Here is a 19,397-nt window from a genome sequence, read left to right as displayed (position 1 = left end):
AAACCGGCGGAGACACCGTCCGGTCCCTTATCATAGGCCATCCCTGCCCCGCGGAATCGGGCGCAGCCGAACGGCCATCGCCTCTGCAGGAACGCAGTCCGTCGTGAACAGCCCGCCCTCCTCGCTGCCGGAAGCGCCGCTCGCCCCCGCCTCGCGACGCCTCACCCGCGGCCTGCTCGTCCTTTCGCTGGTGGCCATGCTGGCCCTGATGTTCTGGCAGGCCTTCGCCAGCGTGGCCGAGCGCGAGGCCCTGCGGCGCGAACAGCTGGACAGCCTGACCCAGCAACTGGCCAACACCGTCGAATTCGGCCTGGCGCTCAAGGCCCAGGCGGTGCGCAGCACCCTGCGCTGGTCGCTGGACCCTACCCTGCCGCTGGCTCCCAACCTGCTGCTCGGCCTCCAGGACTTCTTTCCCGGGCTGCAACAGGTGCGCTGGCTGCCGGCCAACGCCACTCTGCGCGCCGCCCGCCTGGGCGATACGCCGGACGCCGCCTTCATCCAGCAACTGATCGCGCGCGCCGGCCAGGCCGATTTCCGCTACGGCTACAATGCCGAGGCCGCGGCGGCGCCCCTCTATGTGCTGCTGGCCGGCGATCGCGAGGAGCAGCGGGGCTGGTGGGTGCTGACCAGCGCCCCCCTGCTCGAACCCCTGTGGCGGCCGACCCGGGTCCCGTCCGGCCTCGACTGGCGCCTGGAAGATCGCGCCCAAGGCACCCTGCTGTTCCGCGGCGGGGCGACCCCGGCGGCGGACAGCCGCGATGAAGTACGCCAGGAGCTGGCCTACAGCAACTGGCAGGTGGTGGGCAGCCATCCCGCCGAAGACATGGGCACCACCCTGCTCGGGGCCTCCTTCGGCCGCCTGGCGCTGTTCGGCCTGTCCGGCCTGGTGGCGGTCATCCTGCTCTACCTGCTGCTGCGCGAAGAACGTGGCCTGCGCGCCCTGACCCTCGCCTCGCGACGCGGCCTGCGCCTGGCCGGCATCGCCCTCAACGGCATCGAGGAAGCCGTCTGCATGACCCAGGCCGACGGTCGCCTGGTCCATGTCAACGCCACCGCCGCCCGTCTGCTGGGCATCGCCGCCGATGACGCCCAGCAGTTCTTCCTCGCCAGTCTGTTGCCCGAGGTGGTGGCCCTGACGCCCGCCGAACGTGACGGCGGTGCCCTGGTCACCCTGGTGGTGGAAGGCCAGCCGCGGCGCTTCGCGGTCAGCTGCCATGCCCTGGCGGCCAGCCAGCCCAGCGCCCGCGTCCTGCGCGACCGCACCCAGACCCAGGACGGCTTCGTCTGGGTACTGCGCGACGTCACCGAGCAGCAGCGCAACCTGGATACCATCCAGACCACCCGGCAGCGCTACGAAAGCATCTTCAACGGGGTGCACACCGGCATCTGCGTGGTCGATCTGAGCGCCGTCCATCCCCACATGCACGCCCTGGGCCTGGAACGTCCCGAGCAACTGGCGGAGCTGTTCGCCCGCCAGCCCGAGGCCCTGGATGCCCTGGGCCGTCAGGTGCGCATCACCGAGATCAACCAGCGCGCCCTGGAAATGCTCGGCATCGGCCACCTGGACCAGGCCTGGGCGCGGCTGGTGGGTGACTCCCGCGTCCAGCTCGGCGGCAAGCGCTACCGCCTGCTGGCCGGTCTGCTCTCCGGCCAGCAGGTGCTGGAACTCGAGACCTGCATCGACACCGCCGAGGGCGAGCGCCATCTCTGGCTGACCATGCACCTGCCGGCCGATCCCCAACACCTCGATGCCACCCTGCTCAGCCTCACCGACATCACCCAGCGCAAGCTCGGCGAATTGCGCCTGCTCGAGCGCGACAGCTTCTGGTCGAATCTGATCAGCGCCATCCCCGACACCCTCTACACCTACGACGTGGCCAGTGGCGAGCTGACCTACGAGAGTCATTCGCTGGCGCTCAAGCTCGGCTATCCGCCGGAGGCCTTCGCCAGCCTGGGTCGCGCGCGCCTGCACCCGGACGACGTCGAACTGCACGAGCGGGTGGTCAGCATGCGGCCGACGCTGTCCGACCAGCCCAGCAGCAGCCTCCTGCGCTGGCAGCACCGCAACGGCGGCTGGCGGTGGTTCGACGTGCGCGAGCAACGCCTCGCCAGTGCGGCGGACGGCAGCGCGGCGAGCGTGGTGGGGCTGGCCCTGGACGTCACCGACATGGTGCGCGCCAGCGAGCGCCTGCGCGAGAGCGAGAATCGCTACCGGCAGCTGGCGGAAAGCATCAGCGACGTCATCTTCACCACCGACGCCCAGCTGGTGCTCAACTACCTCAGCCCCTCGGTCGAGGAATTGCTCGGCTATCCCGTCGCCGAGCTGCAACAGCGCACCCTGGCGGAGCTGGTGGTGCATTCGCGCCAGCTGCAGGAATTCCGCCGCACCCTGCAGCGGCTGTTGCGCAGCCTCGACGATCCGCGCGCCCTGGCCGAGCTGCGCCGGGAACACTTCGCGCCCCTGCTGCTGGATTGCCTGCACGCCCAGGGTCACACCCTGCAGATCGAGCTGCGGCTCAAGCCGCTGTGGGACGACCACGAGCGCTTCGCCGGCCTGCTCGGCATCTGCCGCGACATCTCCGCCCAGCGCCGCACGGAAAAGGACATGCGCATGGCGGCGACGGTGTTCGACCACTCCGCCGGCGCCATCCTGGTCACCGACCCGGCCGGCTACATCGTGCGGGTCAACCGCACCTTCACCCGCATCACCGGCTTCAGCCCCGAAGAGGTGTTCGACCAGCAGCCGATGATGCTCTGCGCGGACAAGCAGGAAGCCAACCAGCTGCAGCACGTGATGCAACAGCTGCGCACCCAGGAGAGCTGGGAAGGCGAACTCTGGCAGCGACGCCAGGACAACGAGCCCTACCCCTCCTGGGTCGGCATCACCGCCATCCGCGACGACGACGGCGACCTGATGAGCTATGTCTGCTTCTTCGTCGACATCAGCGAGCGCAAGGCCAGCGAAAGACGCATCCATCGCCTCGCCTACTACGACGCCCTGACCCTGCTGCCCAACCGCACCCTGTTCCAGGACCGCCTGCACAACGCCCTGCAGCAGAGTCGCCACAACGGCAGCTGGGTGGTGCTGATGTTCCTCGACCTCGACCGCTTCAAGCCGATCAACGACAGCCTCGGCCACGCCGCCGGTGACCGCCTGCTCAAGGAGGTGGCCATGCGCCTGACCGCCTGCGTGGGCACCGAGGACAGCGTGGCGCGCATGGGTGGCGACGAATTCACCCTGCTGCTGTCGGGCCTGGAAACCCGCGAGGTGGCCCTGGCCCAGGCGATCCGCGTCGGCGAGCAGATCCTCACCCAGCTGTCCGAGGCCTTCGTGCTCGAAGGCCGCGAATTCTTCGTCTCCGCCAGCATCGGCATCGCCCTCTCGCCGCAGGACGGCCATGAGCTCAGCCAGCTGATGAAGAACGCCGACACCGCCATGTACCACGCCAAGGAGATGGGCAAGAACAACTTCCAGTTCTACCAGGCCGAGATGAACGCCCGCGCCCTGGAACGCCTGGAACTGGAAGCCGATCTGCGGCACGCCCTGCTGCAGGGCGAATTCCGCCTGCACTACCAGCCGCAGTACCGCTGCGATAACCGGCGCCTGACCGGGGTCGAGGCCCTGCTGCGCTGGGAGCATCCGGTGCGCGGCCACGTCTCGCCGGCGGAATTCATCCCGGTGCTCGAAGAGATCGGCCTGGTGGTCCAGGTCGGGGACTGGGTGATTCGCGAGGCCTGCCGGCAGATGCGCGAATGGCACGCGGCCAGGGTGCGCATTCCCAAGGTCTCGGTGAATCTCTCCGCACGGCAGTTCAGCGACGGCCAGCTCGGCCAGCGCATCGCGGCGATCCTCGCCGAGACCGGCCTGGCGCCGGCCTGCCTGGAGCTGGAACTGACCGAGAGCATCCTGATGCGCGACGTCGGCGAGGCCCTGCAACTGCTCGGCGAACTCAAGAGCCTGGGCCTGTGCATCGCGGTGGACGACTTCGGCACCGGCTATTCCTCGCTCAACTACCTCAAGCAGTTCCCCATCGACATCCTCAAGATCGACCGCAGCTTCGTCGACGGCCTGCCCCACGGCGAGCAGGATGCGCAGATCGCCCGGGCCATCATCGCCATGGCCCACAGCCTCAATCTCTCGGTGATCGCCGAGGGCGTCGAGGAACCGGCGCAACTGGAATTCCTGCGCCTGCATGGCTGCGACGAGGTGCAGGGCTTCCTCTTCGACCGTCCGCTGCCGCCGGATCTGTTGCGCGAACGGCTGGAGCACCAGGGGCTGTTTCCGGTCCTGACATGAGACCGATGGCGCCACCGCATGACCGGCGCTCATACCTCAGAGTTCCCGCGATGGGGTAGAATACTGCCCCTCACGAGCCCGATCGGGCTCGCTCTTCGCCATGCCTCAGGGGACCCTGCCGCCATGTTCAGCCGTGAAACCACCCTCGCCCGCTTCGACGCCGACCTGTATGCCGCCATGCAGCAGGAAGCCCAGCGTCAGGAAGATCACATCGAGCTGATCGCTTCGGAAAACTACACCAGCCCGGCGGTCATGGAAGCCCAGGGCAGCGTGCTGACCAACAAGTACGCCGAAGGCTATCCCCACAAGCGCTACTATGGCGGCTGCGAATACGTCGACGTGGTCGAGCAACTGGCCATCGACCGCGCCAAGCAGCTGTTCGGCGCCGACTACGCCAACGTCCAGCCGCACTCCGGCTCCCAGGCCAACTCGGCCGTCTACCTCGCGCTGATCGAAGCCGGTGACACCATCCTCGGCATGAGCCTGGCTCACGGCGGTCACCTGACCCACGGCGCCACCGTGTCCTCTTCCGGCAAGCTGTACAACGCCGTGCAGTACGGCATCGACGAGCAGGGCCTGATCGACTACGCCGAGGTCGAGCGCCTGGCCCAGGAGCACAAGCCCAAGGTCATCGTCGCCGGCTACTCCGCCTACTCCCAGGTGCTGGACTTCGCCCGCTTCCGCGCCATCGCCGATGCCGTGGGTGCCTACCTGTTCGTCGACATGGCCCACTTCGCCGGCCTGGTCGCCGCCGGCGTCTACCCCAACCCGGTCCCCTTCGCCGACGTGGTCACCAGCACCACCCACAAGACCCTGCGCGGTCCGCGTGGCGGCCTGATCCTGGCCAAGGCCAACGAAGCCATCGAGAAGAAGCTCAACTCGGCGGTCTTCCCCGGTGCCCAGGGCGGCCCGCTGATGCACGTCATCGCCGGCAAGGCGGTGTGCTTCAAGGAAGCCCTGCAGCCCGAGTTCAAGACCTACCAGCAGCAGGTGATCAAGAACGCCCAGGCCATGGCCGGCGTGTTCATCGAGCGTGGCTTCGACGTCGTCTCCGGCGGCACCGACAACCACCTGTTCCTGCTCAGCCTGATCAAGCAGGAAATCACCGGCAAGGACGCGGACGCCGCCCTGGGTCGCGCCTTCATCACCGTGAACAAGAACTCGGTGCCGAACGATCCGCGCTCGCCCTTCGTCACCTCCGGTCTGCGCATCGGCACCCCGGCCGTCACCACCCGTGGCTTCCAGGAAGCCGAGTGCCGCGAACTGGCCGGCTGGATCTGCGACATCCTCGGCAACATGGGCGACGAATCGGTGATCGACGCCGTCCGTGAAAAGGTCAAGGCCGTCTGCGCTCGCCTGCCGGTCTATGGCAAGTAAGAGGCACGCCTTCCCCCTCTCCCCCTGGGAGAGGGCCGGGGTGAGGGAACCCCCAGAACAAAGAGCCCCGACCAAATGGCCGGGGCTCTTTGCATTTCCAGAAGGGTCGTCAAGGCAGCCAGGCCAGCTCTTGCCGCACGCCGGAAGCTTCCGAAAAAGAAAAACCCCGGCCAGTGCCGGGGTTTTTCTTTTTCAGGCGTCGATCAGGCCTTAGAGGACCTGGAGATCGCCCAACCCATCCAGGTAGCGCTCGGCGTCCAGCGCCGCCATGCAGCCGGCACCGGCCGAGGTGATGGCCTGGCGGTAGGTGTGGTCGGCCACGTCGCCGGCGGCGAACACGCCCGGCACGTTGGTGGCGGTGGCATTGGCCTCGCGGCCGCCCTTCACCACCAGATAGCCGTCGTGGGTCTCCAGCTGGCCTTCGAACAACCCGGTGTTGGGGGTATGGCCGATGGCGACGAACAGACCGGCCACCTGCAGCTCTTCGCTGCTGCCATCGTTGTTCTTGATGCGCACGCCGGTGACGCCCATGTTGTCGCCCAGCACCTCGTCGACGCTGGCGTTGAGCTTGAGCGCCATCTTGCCTTCGGCGACCCGGGCACGCAGCTTGTCCTGCAGGATCTTCTCGGCGCGGAAGGTCTCGCGGCGGTGGATCAGGGTCACCTTGCTGGCGATGTTGGCCAGGTACAGGGCTTCCTCGACCGCGGTGTTGCCGCCGCCGACCACCGCCACCTCGCGGTTGCGATAGAAGAAGCCGTCGCAGGTGGCGCAGGCGGACACGCCCTTGCCCATGAAGGCCTCCTCGCTGGCCAGACCCAGGTAGCGGGCGCTGGCACCGGTGGCGATGATCAGGGCGTCGCAGGTGTAGGTGGCGCTGTCACCCTTGAGGGTGTAGGGCTTGCCGCCAAAGTCCACGGCGTTGATGTGATCGAAGACGATCTCGGTCTCGAAGCGCTCGGCGTGCTCGCGCATCCGCTCCATCAGCGCCGGACCGGTCAGGTCGTGGGGGTCACCCGGCCAGTTGTCGACCTCGGTGGTGGTGGTCAGCTGGCCGCCCATCTGCATGCCGGTGATCAAGAGCGGCTTGAGGTTGGCACGGGCGGCATAGACCGCGGCCGTGTAACCGGCCGGACCGGAACCGAGGATGATGAGACGCGAATGGCGCGAGTTGCTGACTTCAGACATGACATTCTCCCTGCCGGGGTCTCCGGCAGACCTAAGAGTAGAGTGGCCAGCGCGCCCTGGGGGCATGCCGGCCGGTGTGCGTGCGGAGCCGTTCCGCAAGCGCCGGTCGCTCCTGGCGACGGCGCGACCGGCGCCAAAAGGCGGACACCGGGTCCAGGGATGGGGCTCAGCCTAACGGGTGCCGCCCCTCCACAGAAGCGACCATTCTAAATCCAGACCATAGGGCGCGCCTATGTCGACCGCTTCGGCCAGGGAGCCCTGAGGTAAGCTGTGCCTCCCGCCACCTGTCAGGAATCTTCATGGCTGTCGCTCCGCTGTCCGGCTCCGCCTACTTCGCCGAAGGGCTGCGCCTGGTGACCCGCCCCGGCATGCGCCGCTTCGTGGTCATCCCGCTGACCATCAACCTGCTGCTCTACGCCGCCATCCTCACCTTTGCCGTGCGCGGCTTCGAGGGCTGGCTGGAGCAGCTGATGCCGAGCCTGCCGGCCTGGGCGAGCTTCGTCGAATGGCTGCTCTGGCCGCTGTTCGTGCTCCTGCTGCTGGCGATCATCTTCTTTACCTTCACGATGCTGGCCAACCTGGTGGCGGCGCCCTTCAACGGCTTTCTGGCGGAAAAGGTCGAGGTCATGGTGCGCGGCCAGGACGACTTCCCGCCGTTCAACCTCACCGAACTGGTCACCATGGTGCCACGCACCCTGCAGCGCGAACTGCGCAAGCTGGGCTACTACCTGCCGCGCGCCCTGGGCCTGCTGGTGCTGACCTTCATCCCCGGCCTCAACCTGATCGCCGCGCCGCTGTGGATCCTGTTCGGCGTCTGGATGATGGCGGTGCAGTACATCGACTTCCCCGCCGACAACCACAAGCTGGATTTCCGCGCCATGCTCGCCTGGCTGCGCACCCGCCGCCTGCGCTGCCTGGGCTTTGGCGGGGTGACCTACCTGGCGCTGCTGGTCCCTGGCCTGAACGCCCTGTTCATGCCCGCCGCAGTGGCCGGGGCGACGCTGTTCTGGGTACGTGAAGGGGGCGACAAGGCCCTGGTGGTGCGTCCCTAAGGCACCCTACCGGCCCCCTCTCCCCCTGGGAGAGGGTTGGGGTGAGGGCCACGTCGCACGGACGCCACAAACGACAACGCCCGCGCCGGCAAGGCCGGACACGGGCGTCGCAGGAGCCTGAGGCCAGGCTTAGTGGTGGTGACCACCTTCGCCATGGATGTGGCCGTGGGCGATTTCTTCGTCGCTGGCCGCACGCACGTTGACCACCTTGACGTCGAAGTTCAGACGCTGGCCAGCCAGGGGGTGGTTGCCGTCGACGGTGACCTGGTCGCCGTCGATGTCACGCACGGTGACGATCTGCATGGCGCCGTCCGGGCCGGAGGCGTGGAACTGCATGCCCACTTCCAGCTCGTCCACGCCTTCGAACATTTCCTTGCCCAGGGTGGCAACCAGTTCGGGGGTGTATTCGCCGTAGGCGTCTTCCGGCTCGATGGCCACCTTAAGCTCGTCGCCGGCCTGCTTGCCGGACAGGGCGCGCTCGAGGCCGGGAATGATGTTGCCCGCGCCTTGCAGGTACACCAGCGGAGCACCACCAGCGGAGCTGTCGATGACTTCGCCGGCGTCGTTGGTCAGGGTGTAGTCGATGGATACTGCCGTGTTCGCCGCGATCTGCATGGCCAGAACCTTCATGCTGGGAAAAAATAGGATTGACGCATCAGTCTACGCGTCCAACCTAGCAATTGCGAATGCGTTCGGTCAGTCCCCTGGCGCCCGGAGGCATCTGGAGGGCGCCCCTGCAACGGTGCTCGACCGCTCGTCACGAGATCGCCACGGTCGCTTCACGGGGCTGTCATCCCGGCTACCTAGGGTTTGCTGCATACCCACTGCCGGAGCCCTGCCATGCCGATTCCAGTGTCCGCACCGCCCGCGCTGCGCGCCGAACGCCTGTCGACCGCCGCGGATATCCGCGCCGCCCAGCGCCTGCGGGCCAACGTCTTCGGCAGCACCTACGGCGTGCATTTCGCCGACAACCTCGACCAGGATGTCTACGACGCCCACTGCCTGCACCTGGGGGTACGCGACCTGCGCAGCGGCGAGCTGATCGCCACCACGCGACTGCTCGACGGACGCCGCCGCGAGCGCCTGGGCAGTCTCTACAGCGAAAGCGAATTCCAGCTGGAAGGCCTGGACGGCCTGCAGGGTCCGCTGCTGGAAATCGGCCGCACCTGCGTGGCGCCCGGGCATCGCACCGGCGCCGCCATCGCCCTGCTGTGGGCGGAACTGGCCGAAATCATGGCCTGTGGCGACTATCGCTACCTCATGGGCTGCGCCAGCGTGCCCATGGCCGATGGCGGTCTGCAGGCCGCGGCCCTGCTGCGCCAGGCCGCGCGGGACGAACGCATCCCGGCGATCCGTGCCACGCCGCGGCGCCCCTTGCCCTTCGTCGCCGTGCCCGACAACCTGGTGGTGCAGCTGCCGCCCCTGCTCAAGGCCTATCTGCGCCTGGGCGCCCAGGTCTGCGGCGCGCCCTGCTGGGATCCGGAATTCGGCGTGGCCGACGTCTTCATCCTGCTCAAGCGCGAAGACCTCTGCCCACGCTATGCCCGCCACTTCAAGGCCGCGGTATGAGGCGACTGCACCTCGCCCTGCGGCTGTTGCCGGTGCTGGCCGCGCTGCTGCTCGGGGCGCTGTTCGCCCTGACGGTGGCGCTGGCGGTAACGCTCGGTCGGCGGCCCTGTCTGGGGCTGCGGCAACGGCTGACGCGGCGCTTCTTCCAGCTGCTGGCCCGGGCGCTGCGCCTGCGCCTGGAGGTCCGGGGCGAGGTGCCGCGCGGCACCCACCTGTGGCTGGCCAATCATGTGTCCTGGCTGGACATCGTCGCCCTCGGCAGCCTGCGGCCGCTGGGTTTCCTGTCCAAGGCGGAGGTGGCGGACTGGCCCTTCGCCGGCTGGCTGACGCGTCAGGCCGGCACCCTGTTCATCCGCCGCGGTGCCGAACGCGGCGACGCCCTGGGCGAGGCCTTGACCACGCGCCTGACCCAGGGCCTGTCACTGGCGCTCTTTCCCGAGGGCACCACCACCGACGGCAGCGTGCTGCGCACCTTTCATGGCCGGCTGCTGAGTCCGGCCATCGCCACCGGCACCCCGCTGCAACCCGTGGCCCTGAGCTACTGGCGCCACGGCGAGCCTGACCGGGCCGCGGCCTTCATCGGCGACGACGACCTGGTGAGTCATCTGCTGCGGCTGCTGGACAACGGCGGGACCACCCTGAGGATCGAGTTGCTGCCCGCGGTGCTGCCCCAGGGCCAGGCGCGCCAGGTACTGGCGGGTCGCTGCCAGGCGGCCATCGCCGGCCGCCTCGGGATTCAGCTGGAAACCCGCGCCGCCCGCTCGGCGGCGGCAAAGGCCTGCAACTGCGGATAGAAATCGCGGAAATCTGCCAGCAGGCCATCGTAGGCGGCCTCCAGCTCGGCGAAGGCGCCGGCCAGCAGTTCCGGGCGCGACAGCCGTCGCGCCATCCCCTCCACCACCCGCTCCAGCACGGCGAAGTCCCGGTAGCTGCCCAGCCAGTCCTGACGCGCCATCAGGGGCGCGATGCGGGCCAGCCGCGGCGGCAGCTCCGGCTCCTCCAGCAGGGTCTGGTAGCAGTCCGCGACGAAATCCGGCAGCGGCTGCTCGGCATAGTCGTGCCAGAGGCGCGCCAGGCAGTGATCGAAGAAGACATCCACCAGCAGCCCGGCCACCCGCCGCCGCGCCGCGGGCAACCGGGTCTTGGCCCGGATCACCAGGGGATGGTCGTCGGTATAGACGTCGATGCGCCGGTGCAGCCGGATGCCGGCGGCAATCCCGGCCGGCCAGACGTCCGCCGAGCCCTTGACGAAATCGCCGTAGAGACTGCCGAGGCGATCTTCGCGGCCGGGGCCGCCCAGGTGCAGGTGCGCGAGATAATTCATCCCCTCAGCATACTCCAGCCGCGCCCGGGCGGTTTTCCTGGACGACCCGCGGCTGCTAGGCTCGGACCTCCCTTCCCTGTCCGCTGGAGTCGCCATGCCCGTTCGCGCCGTGTTCCTCGACTATGCCTCTCTCGACCTGGGCGATCTGGACCCGGCGCCCTTGCGCGCGGTGTTCGACGAACTGGAACTCCATCCGGCGAGCGCCCCGGAGGAGGTCGCGGCGCGCCTGGCCGGCGCCCAGGTCGCCCTCGTCAACAAGGTGGTGCTGGACGCCGCCATCCTGGCCGCCTGCCCCGAGTTGAAGCTGGTGCTGGTGAGCGCCACCGGCACCAACAACATCGACCTGGAAGCCGCGCGCGCCCAGGGCGTGCGCGTCTGCAACTGCCAGGGCTACGGCACCGCCTCGGTCGCCCAGCACACCCTGGCGCTGCTGCTGGCCCTGGCCACCCGGTTGCCGGACTACCAGGCGGACATCCGCGCCGGTCGCTGGCAGACCGCCAGCCAGTTCTGCCTGCTCGACCACCCCATCGTCGAGCTGGAAGGCAAGACCCTCGGCCTGCTCGGCCTCGGCGAACTGGGCAGCGCGGTCAAGCGGCTGGCCGAAGCCTTCGGCATGCAGACCCTGGTGGGCCAGTTGCCCGGTCGGCCCGCCCGCCCGGGCAGCCTGCCGCTGGCCGAGCTGCTGCCCCAGGTGGATGCCCTGACGATGCACTGCCCGCTGACCGAGCAGACCCGCGGCCTGATCGGTACGGCGGAACTGGCGGCGATGAAACCCACGGCCTTCCTGGTCAACACCGCCCGCGGCGGCATCGTCGACGAACAGGCCCTGGCCGACTGCCTGAGACGCGGCCACCTGGCCGGCGCCGCCACCGACGTGCTCAGCGTCGAGCCGCCGCGCGACGGCAATCCGCTGCTGGCCGGCGACATTCCACGACTGATCGTCACCCCGCACAACGCCTGGGGCAGTCGCGAGGCGCGCCAGCGGATCATTGGCCAGCTCGCCGCCAATGCCGAGGGTCATTTCGCCGGCACGCCGCAGCGGGTGGTCTGCTAAAGTTCGCGCTTTTTTCGCCAGGTAGCCCCATGGATCCGCGCAGCGAAGTCCTCCTCCGTCACCCCGAGCGCTTTGGCGGCGCCTTGCTGCTGGCCGGCTTGCCGGCCGATGAGCTGCTGGGCGCCCTGCCCGCGGCCAGCGGCTGGAGTTGGCATGCGGGCGAGGCCGAACAACTGATGCGGCGCTATCCGGGTCGCGTCAGCCTGGGGATCGAGCCCCCGGCGGGCGACTTCACCGCTGCCGTGCTGTTCCTGCCCAAGTCCCGCGAGGCCACCGACTTCCTGCTCACCGCCCTGAGCCAGCGCCTGCCGGCCGCGGGTAGTCTGTTTCTGGTCGGGGAAAAGAAGGCCGGGATCGAACGCGCGGCGCGCCAGCTGGGCGTCCTGGGCCAGGCCAGCAAGCTCGACAGCGCCCGCCATTGCCAACTGTGGGTGGTGCAGGACCCTCGCACCTCGGCCGATCCGCAGCCGGACGCCTGGCTGCAACGCCATCGGCTGGAGCGGGCGGGGATGAGTCTGGAGATTCTCAGCCTGCCGGGTGTGTTCAGCCATGGCCGGCTGGACGTGGGCACGGCGCTGCTGCTGGAACACCTCGACGGCCTGCCCGAGGGGGCGGTGCTGGACTTCGGTTGTGGCGCCGGCGTGGTCGGCGCCGCCCTGGCCCGCCGCTATCCCGCCAGCACCCTGCACCTGCTCGACGTGGACGCCTTCGCCGTGGCCAGCAGTCGCCAGACCCTGGCGGCCAATGGCCTGGCCGGAACCGTGATCGCCGGTGACGGCATCGCCGCGGCGCCCAGCGGTCTTGCCGCCATCGTCAGCAATCCGCCCTTCCACAGCGGCGTGAAGACCGACTACCGCACCACCGAGACCCTGCTGGCCGAGGCGGTGCGCCATCTGCGCCCCGGCGGCGAATTGCGCCTGGTGGCCAACAGCTTCCTGCGCTATCCGCCGCTGATCGAGGCCGCCTTCGGCAATTGCCGCACCCTGGCCGAACGCGACGGCTTCAAGGTCTACAGCGCCCGGCGGCGGTAGCGACGCTGAGCCCTGCCGGGCTTAGCTGCACTCAACCCAGCCTACGGCGCCTACCCGCCCCCTCTCCCCCTGGGAGAGGGCTGGGGTGAGGGAAGTACCTTCCCCCAAACCCAAATCCTTATCCCTTCTTCGCCGCCTCGTACAGCGGCATCACCTTGGGAATCGCCGCCTGCAGGGCCTTGGTGCGGTTGGCGTCGGAGGGGTGGGTGCTGAGGAATTCCGCCGGCTGCTTGCCCTGGCTGGCCTGGGCCATCTTCTGCCAGAGGGTGATGGCGGCATTGGGGTTGTAGCCGGCGCGCGCCGAGAGCTCCAGACCGATGAGATCCGCCTCGTTCTCGTTGCCGCGGCTGAATGGCAGGGTCAGGGCCACCTGGGACACCTGGTCGGCCAGCTGCATGCCGCCCTGGCCGACACCCAGCAGGGCGCCGCCGAGGTTCTCCCCCATCTGGATGGCATAGGCCCGCGACATCTGCTCGCGGCTGTGCTCGCGCAGGGCGTGGGCGATCTCGTGGCCCATCACCGCCGCCAGTTCGTCGTCGGTCAGCTTGAGCTGATCGATGAGGCCGCTGTAGACGAAGATCTTGCCGCCCGGGCCGCAGTTGGCGTTGAGTTCGTCGCTCTGCACCAGGTTGACCTGCCAATCCCAGTTCACCGCGTCCGGACGGAAGGCCGCGGTCTGCGGGATCAGCCGCTTGGCGATGGCGGCCACGCGCTTGCCGTCGGCCGTGTCGTTGGCCAGCTTGCCGGCGGACTTGGCCTCGCTGACCGTCTTGGCATAGGACTGGGCGTACATCTGGTTGACCTGCTGCTCGGACAGCATGCTGAACATGTACTGCTTGCGCTGCACCCCGACCGCACCACCCGAGGTGGTATTGACGGTCTGGCAGGCGACCAGCAGCAGGCTCAGGGACAGGCCTGCGAGGGGAAGGATACGGCGCATGGGAATCTCCAGGTATCGAGGCGGATACAGTCTAGAGAGGGGCGTCAGACCCGGCAACGTCCGGTAATGCCCGGCAACGCTCTCCTGCCAGCCGACCGGAGGCCTCAATGGACAGACATCTGCGCCGATAGCTCCCGGTATCGAACGCCCCGGAGTCCCCCATGAATTCCCGCTCCATCCGCACCTCCATCACCCTGCTGGCCGGCGCCTGCATCCTGGCGGTGGTCGCTGCCCTGATCGCCTACACCCTGTTCGCCGGTCAGCGCACCCGCGCCCTGGTCGACAGCCATACCGAGGCCCTGGCCGCCACGGCCGCCGAAGCCCGGCTCACGGCCGAGGCCGAGGCCGTGGGCAACCAGCTGCAACGCCAGCTGGACGTCCCCCTGCAACTGGCCAGTCAGCTGGCGCAACTCAACGTGGCCATGGCCAGTCCGGGCGACCAGCAGGTCGAGCTGGATCGCCAGAGTCTGGTCCGCCTGCTGGGCCGGAGTCTGCAGCGCCAGTCCGGCCTGCTCAGTCTCTATACCGTCTGGGAGCCCAATGCCATCGACGGCCAGGACGACCGCCATCGCGGTGATGCCGCGGCCGGCTACGACGAGCAGGGGCGCTTCACCCCCTGGTGGCACAAGACCCTCGACGGCGATGTGACGGTGGAACCGATCGGCCCGACCGTGGAAAGCCAGACCCGGCTGCCCTCGGGCGTGCGCGAAGGCGAGTACTACCTCTGCCCGCGGGAAAATCGCACCACCTGCGTGCTCGACCCCATGCCCGACACGGTCAACGAGCAGCAGGTGCTGATCGCCTCCTTCAACGTGCCGATCCTGGTCGGCGGCGCCTTCAAGGGCGTGGTCGGTGCCGACGTGCCGCTGGACTTCATCCAGCGCCAGCTGGTCAAGGCCAATGGCCGCCTCTATGGCGGCGTGGGCCGCATGGCCCTGGTGGCCGGCCGCGGCACCCTGGTCGCCTACACCGCCGATGCCAGCCAGCTGGGCAAACCGGCCGAACCGGTGCTGGGCGCGACCCTGGCCGGCCTCAAGGACCTGGGCGAAGGCGTCACCCGGCGCTTCGACGCCAAAACCGAGCGCTACCAGGTCTATCTGCCACTGCGTTTCGCCGGCGACAACCGCCAGGTCTGGACGCTGATCATCGAACTCCCCCGCGAAGCCGTGCTGGCCGACCTCTACAGCCTCAAGGACACCCTTGGCAGCCAACGCCACCAGGACGTGATCGGCATGCTGCTGGTGGGCCTGGCGGTCGCCGGCGCCGGTCTGCTGGTGCTCTGGCTGATCAGCCTGCGCATCGCCCGGCCGCTGCGGCAGATGGTGACCATGCTCGACGCCATCGGCCAGGGCGACGGTGACCTCACCCAGCGCCTCGCCACCGAGCGCCGCGACGAGGTCGGCGCCATGGCCGGCGGCTTCAATCGCTTCCTGGCCTCGCTGCAGGGCCTCATCGGCCAGCTGATCCGCTCGGTGGGCGAGGTGGCCTCGGCCGCCGAGCACACCTCCCATATCGCCCAGCGCACCCGCGACGGCGTGCAGCGCCAGTTGCAGGAGATCGACCAGTTGGCCACCGCCATGCAGGAGATGACCGCCACCGCCCAGGACGTGGCCGGCAATGCCGGTCGCGCGGCGCGGGCCGCCACCGAGGCGGACGGCGCGGTCAACGAAGGCCAGCGGCTGGTGCAGCAGAACGTCGCCAGCAGCGCCGCCCTCGCCCGGGAGATCGAGCGCGCGGTGGAGCAGGTCCGCCGGGTCGCCGAGGACAGCGAGAACATCGGCTCCATCCTCACCACCATCAACGGCATCGCCGAGCAGACCAATCTGCTGGCACTCAACGCCGCCATCGAGGCGGCGCGGGCCGGCGAGCAGGGCCGCGGCTTTGCCGTGGTGGCCGACGAGGTGCGCAACCTGGCGCAAAAGACCCAGGTCGCCACCGGCGAGATCCAGGAGATGATCCAGCGCCTGCAGCAGGGCACCCGCGAGGCGGTGACGGTGATGCAGGCCAGCGGCGCCCAGACCAGCACCCAGGTCGCCCAGACCGAGGCCACCCGCCAGGCCCTGGACACCATCCTGGCGGCGGTGGGCGAGATCACCAGCATGAATCTGCAGATCGCCAGCGCCGCGGAAGAACAGAGCGCGGTGGCCGAGGACATCAATCGCAACGTGGTCAACATCGGCCAGAGCGCCCAGGCGGTCCACGGCGAAGCCGACAGCGCCTCCCGCGCCGGCCAGCAACTGCGCGAACTGGCCGAACAGCAACGCCAGCTGGCGGGACGGTTCCGGGTCTAGTCCCCTCCCCCAAGTGCCAAGCCACCCTCTCCCTCCTGGGAAAGGGCCGGGGTGAGGACCGCCTCTACAGCGGCGTCAGACACTCCGGTCCGTCCACCTCGGGCCGATTGACGATATCGGCCAGCACCCGCTCGCGCAGCGGCATGCCGCCCGTGGCCAACAGCGCCTGCAGGGCTTCGGGCGGGCTGTCCGGATCCTGCCAGAGGGCGCGCCCCGCTTCGTCCAGCAGGATCGGCCGCCGCAGCGGGCCGGCGGCCTGGGTGACCATGGCCACCGACAGCCAGAGCTGGTCCCCGGCCGGATAGGCCTCCCAGAGCGCGGCGAACCAGGCCAGGGGTTCGCCATTGAGCATCCAGTAGGGCCGCTTGCGATGATTGCCGCGCCATTCGTAGAAGCCGTTGGCGGGCAGCAGGCAACGCCGCAGGCGAAAGGGCTCGCGAAACATCGGCTGGGTGGCCAGGCTTTCGGCGCGGGCATGGGTGGGGGTGCGGGAAAGATCGGTGAGCCAGGGCGGAGTCAGTCCCCAGCGACCGCTGTCGACCCGCTCGCCCTCGGCGGTCCGCCGCTGCAGCAGCACCTGCTGGTGGGGGGAGATGTTCCAGCGCGGCGCATGCTTTTCGGGGAATCCCGCCAGGGCGGCGAATTCGGCGGGCCAGCGGAACAGGGCGTAGCGTCCGGACATGAAAACCTTTTTAGGTTCTTTACGAAAAGTCGCCGAGCGAAGGTCAGGCGAGGCGAAAAATGCTGAGGAAGCGGAGTTTACAAGTGGTAAATGAGCATTCCGAAGCGTTTTTCAACGAAGCATCACCGATGCGTAGGCACTTTTCGTCTAGAACCTAGCAGACGAGGATGCCCTGCTCGGGGGACGGATCCTCTCCCGGCAGGGGCGTGGCGGCATTGTACGCGGCGATCAGCGCCTGCGCGCGGAGGGCCTCCTCATCCTCGACCAGCAGGCCGAGCAGCCCTGCCGCCGGCAGGTCGCCGATGCCCCCGAGCAGATGGCGCCCGGCGAGAAAGCCGCTGATGCCTTCGCTGGTCAGCACCGCCAGGAGCAATTCACCCTCGTGCAGCGAACCCGGCTCGTAGATGCGACGCATCAGTCGTCCTCCCGACGAACCTCGAGATTCCAGTCCTCGCCATCGGTGTGCAGGCCGAAGCGGATTGGCCGGCAGCAGACTTCGCAGTCTTCGTAGTAGTCCTGATCACCGCCGCTGAGGTCGAGCACCACCTCGCCCGGTTCGCCGCAATAAGGGCAATCGTATTCCTGGCTTTCCAGCATCTGCCTGCACTCCTCGACCGCCAACCTGCCGCCCATCCGGCCCCTGGCGCTTGCATCTGGCGCCACGCCCACTACTATGGCCGCCGGAATTTCTACAAGAGAACACCATGGGCGAGTTCGAAGCCATTCGACCCTATAACGACGCGGAAGTCCCCGGGGTTCTGGCCCGCCTGATCGACGACGACCACTTCATCGCCATCCTCGCCGGCTACCGTTTCCCGCGCCTGTCCAAGGGCCTCGGCTGGGTGGTGCGGCCCCTGTTGCGCACCCGCCTGCGCCAGGAACTGGGCGGCATCCAGAGCGTCGCCGCGCTGCAGGACAAGCTCGAACCCTATGTGGATCGCGCCATCGAAAAGGCCTCGGACGGCGTCACCTACTCCGGTATCGACCAGCTGCGCAGCGGCCGGGCCTATCTGTTCCTGGCCAACCACCGCGACATCGTGATGGACCCGGCCTTCGTCAACTATGCCGTCTACCACGCCGGCCTGCCAACGCCGCGCATCGCCATCGGCGACAACCTCCTGCAGAAGCCCTTCGTCAGCGACCTGATGCGGCTGAACAAGAGCTTCATCGTGCACCGCTCCATCAGCGGTCGGCGCGAGAAGCTGGCGGCGTACCAGAATCTGTCCGCCTACATCAATCACTCGATCCGCCAGGACGGCCAGTCCATCTGGATCGCCCAGGCCGAGGGCCGGGCCAAGGATGGCGACGACCGTACCGATTCGGCCATCCTCAAGATGTTCCACATGAGCTGCAAGGACGCCCCCTTCGCCGAGCTGGTCAAGGCGCTGAACATCGTGCCGGTATCCATCAGCTACGAATTCGATCCCTGCGACCAGGCCAAGGCCCGCGAACTGCACATCCGCGCCATCACCGGCGGCTATACCAAGGCACCGGGCGAGGACGACGTCAGCATCGCCCTGGGCATCACCGGCTACAAGGGCCGGGTGCACGTGGCCTTTGGCGAGCCGGTCACGGGTGAGTTCGAGGATGCCAAGGCGCTGGCCCAGGAAATGGACCGGCAGATCCTCGGCAACTACCGGCTGTTCCCGGCCAGCTACCTGGCCTATGCCGCCTGGGAGGGTCGCGATCCGGAGCTGGCCGTGCCCGCGGTGGACGCCCTGTTTCCCGTCGAGGAGATCGCGGTCGCCCGCGGCGAGTGGGAAAAGCGCCTGGCCGAGTGCCCGGCGGAATACCGCGCGCAGCTGGTGCGCCAGTACGCCCAGCCGGTGCTCAACAAGTACCGCGTGCTGGCCGGCCTGGAATAGCGGTCGGCGACCCATGAAAAAGCCCGGCACTGGCCGGGCTTTTTCGTGGGCGTCGGGTTTTCAGCGACCGCTGAGCACCTGGACCACGGTCGGATCCTTGAATACCCGGGTCAGGGCATCGCTCAGCACATCGCTGACCAGCTTGGTGTTGGCCTCGGCGTTGGGCGCCATGCCGAAACGCTGGTTGAGGCTGGCGCCGTAGCGGCCGCGGTAGCCGCGCTGGCTGTTGCGCACGTCGACCTGGAAGGCCGCGGCGACGTCGGAGGCGGTGACGTACAGTTCCTTGGGCGACTGGTAGTTCAGCTCGGCCAGGGTCAGGGTCAGCTGGGGCGCGCCGGGGCCGGCATTGGGCGACGGGGTGAAGCCCATCTGGCGGACCGCCTTCTCGGCTTCGGCCTGCAGCTTGGGAATCACGTCCTGGGTCTGCACCACCACCACGCTGGTGTCGGGATAGAGACCGCCACGGGTGCCGAGGGTAAAGGAGGAGCGACCGTCGACCACCCGGACCGAGACCGGCTGGCCCTGGCCGACCGGGGCGATGGGCGCGGTGATCTGGGGTTGCGGACTCAATTGCTGGGGGCTGCTGGCGCAGCCGGCCAGGGTCAGACCAGTGGCGGCGAGCAGGCCGAGCAACAGGCGATAGCGCATGCAGAGACTCCAGAGAAAGGGACAGGGGGCAGTATACCCAGCCCCCCAGCGGCGTCGATAGACGGGCACCCCGGACAGAAGA

General features: G+C 68.5%; 17 protein-coding genes and 1 pseudogene. 10 read left to right on the top strand and 8 right to left on the bottom strand.

Features of this window, described 5'->3' with window-relative positions:
• Positions 1-103 precede the first annotated feature (103 nt).
• Both QKY98_RS18845 and glyA read left to right on the top strand, forming a co-directional pair.
• Complete coding sequence (locus tag QKY98_RS18845) at positions 104-4,297, top strand: EAL domain-containing protein (protein ID WP_284671389.1); 4,194 nt, start codon at positions 104-106, stop codon at positions 4,295-4,297.
• A 123-nt stretch (positions 4,298-4,420) separates the two neighbouring features.
• Positions 4,421-5,674: a serine hydroxymethyltransferase gene (gene glyA, locus QKY98_RS18840; RefSeq protein WP_027602952.1), complete on the top strand. Its 1,254-nt coding sequence runs from the start codon at positions 4,421-4,423 to the stop codon at positions 5,672-5,674.
• 210 nt (positions 5,675-5,884) lie between these two features.
• On the opposite strand, the gene trxB is transcribed toward glyA, so the two are convergent.
• A complete protein-coding gene (gene trxB / locus QKY98_RS18835; RefSeq protein WP_027598439.1) occupies positions 5,885-6,859 on the bottom strand; it encodes a thioredoxin-disulfide reductase in 975 nt (324 codons plus the stop codon).
• A 299-nt stretch (positions 6,860-7,158) separates the two neighbouring features.
• Between trxB and cysZ the strand changes: the two genes are divergently transcribed.
• Positions 7,159-7,911 (top strand): sulfate transporter CysZ, encoded by a 753-nt coding sequence (cysZ, locus tag QKY98_RS18830; RefSeq protein WP_007162720.1) that lies wholly within the window; start codon positions 7,159-7,161, stop codon positions 7,909-7,911.
• 129 nt (positions 7,912-8,040) lie between these two features.
• Here the strand turns inward: cysZ and QKY98_RS18825 are convergent, their stop codons facing one another.
• On the bottom strand, positions 8,041-8,526 hold the full coding sequence (locus QKY98_RS18825; RefSeq protein WP_027598438.1) for an FKBP-type peptidyl-prolyl cis-trans isomerase: 486 nt from the start codon (positions 8,524-8,526) through the stop codon (positions 8,041-8,043).
• 225 nt (positions 8,527-8,751) lie between these two features.
• On the opposite strand from QKY98_RS18825, the gene QKY98_RS18820 reads away from it, so the two are divergent.
• Positions 8,752-9,480: a GNAT family N-acetyltransferase gene (locus QKY98_RS18820; RefSeq protein ID WP_058790355.1), complete on the top strand. Its 729-nt coding sequence runs from the start codon at positions 8,752-8,754 to the stop codon at positions 9,478-9,480.
• Entirely contained in the window at positions 9,477-10,274 is a 798-nt protein-coding gene (locus tag QKY98_RS18815) for a lysophospholipid acyltransferase family protein (protein WP_169854697.1), read from the top strand. Before QKY98_RS18820 ends, QKY98_RS18815 begins: the two co-directional genes overlap by 4 nt.
• Here the strand turns inward: QKY98_RS18815 and QKY98_RS18810 are convergent.
• Positions 10,217-10,804 carry an acyl carrier protein phosphodiesterase gene (locus QKY98_RS18810; RefSeq protein WP_284671388.1) on the bottom strand — a complete coding sequence of 196 codons (588 nt, stop codon included), beginning with the start codon at positions 10,802-10,804 and terminating at the stop codon, positions 10,217-10,219. The genes QKY98_RS18815 and QKY98_RS18810 overlap by 58 nt on opposite strands.
• A gap of 94 nt (positions 10,805-10,898) precedes the next feature.
• Here QKY98_RS18810 and QKY98_RS18805 point away from each other — a divergent pair, with 94 nt between their 5' ends.
• Positions 10,899-11,858, top strand: a complete 960-nt coding sequence (locus QKY98_RS18805) for a 2-hydroxyacid dehydrogenase (protein WP_027602947.1) — start codon at positions 10,899-10,901, stop codon at positions 11,856-11,858.
• Positions 11,859-11,887: 29 nt separating this feature from the next.
• A complete protein-coding gene (locus QKY98_RS18800; RefSeq protein WP_284671387.1) occupies positions 11,888-12,889 on the top strand; it encodes a methyltransferase in 1,002 nt (333 codons plus the stop codon).
• Between the two features lie 118 nt (positions 12,890-13,007).
• On the opposite strand, the gene QKY98_RS18795 is transcribed toward QKY98_RS18800, so the two are convergent.
• Positions 13,008-13,829 carry a M48 family metallopeptidase gene (locus QKY98_RS18795; RefSeq protein ID WP_007162727.1) on the bottom strand — a complete coding sequence of 274 codons (822 nt, stop codon included), beginning with the start codon at positions 13,827-13,829 and terminating at the stop codon, positions 13,008-13,010.
• A 161-nt stretch (positions 13,830-13,990) separates the two neighbouring features.
• Here QKY98_RS18795 and QKY98_RS24050 point away from each other — a divergent pair.
• Both QKY98_RS24050 and QKY98_RS24045 read left to right on the top strand, forming a co-directional pair.
• Positions 13,991-15,262: pseudogene (locus tag QKY98_RS24050) on the top strand (cache domain-containing protein); the annotation flags it as partial.
• The gene (locus QKY98_RS24045; RefSeq protein WP_371100520.1) at positions 15,236-16,120 is read left to right on the top strand and encodes a methyl-accepting chemotaxis protein; all 885 of its coding nucleotides are present in this window, start codon (positions 15,236-15,238) and stop codon (positions 16,118-16,120) included. The pseudogene QKY98_RS24050 and the gene QKY98_RS24045, both read left to right, overlap by 27 nt.
• Positions 16,121-16,184: 64 nt before the next feature.
• Here QKY98_RS24045 and QKY98_RS18785 read toward each other — a convergent pair whose 3' ends face one another.
• The 3 genes from QKY98_RS18785 to QKY98_RS18775 form a co-directional block, all read right to left on the bottom strand.
• A complete protein-coding gene (locus QKY98_RS18785; protein ID WP_042136699.1) occupies positions 16,185-16,802 on the bottom strand; it encodes an SOS response-associated peptidase in 618 nt (205 codons plus the stop codon).
• A 154-nt stretch (positions 16,803-16,956) separates the two neighbouring features.
• Complete coding sequence (locus tag QKY98_RS18780) at positions 16,957-17,217, bottom strand: putative signal transducing protein (protein ID WP_284671386.1); 261 nt, start codon at positions 17,215-17,217, stop codon at positions 16,957-16,959.
• Positions 17,217-17,399 carry a CPXCG motif-containing cysteine-rich protein gene (locus QKY98_RS18775; RefSeq protein WP_017639858.1) on the bottom strand — a complete coding sequence of 61 codons (183 nt, stop codon included), beginning with the start codon at positions 17,397-17,399 and terminating at the stop codon, positions 17,217-17,219. Before QKY98_RS18775 ends, QKY98_RS18780 begins: the two co-directional genes overlap by 1 nt.
• Positions 17,400-17,506: 107 nt before the next feature.
• On the opposite strand from QKY98_RS18775, the gene QKY98_RS18770 reads away from it, so the two are divergent.
• Entirely contained in the window at positions 17,507-18,667 is a 1,161-nt protein-coding gene (locus QKY98_RS18770; RefSeq protein ID WP_284671385.1) for a 1-acyl-sn-glycerol-3-phosphate acyltransferase, read from the top strand.
• 60 nt (positions 18,668-18,727) lie between these two features.
• On the opposite strand, the gene QKY98_RS18765 is transcribed toward QKY98_RS18770, so the two are convergent.
• Positions 18,728-19,315, bottom strand: a complete 588-nt coding sequence (locus QKY98_RS18765; RefSeq protein WP_007161696.1) for a YajG family lipoprotein — start codon at positions 19,313-19,315, stop codon at positions 18,728-18,730.
• Between the last annotated feature and the right edge of the window lie 82 nt (positions 19,316-19,397).

The organism is Pseudomonas sp. HR1, from assembly GCF_030175875.1.
Classification (GTDB): Bacteria; Pseudomonadota; Gammaproteobacteria; order Pseudomonadales; family Pseudomonadaceae; genus Chryseomonas; species Chryseomonas oryzihabitans.
The sequence above is the reverse complement of the archived record's forward strand: the minus strand, read 5'-3'. Positions and strand labels throughout refer to the sequence as shown.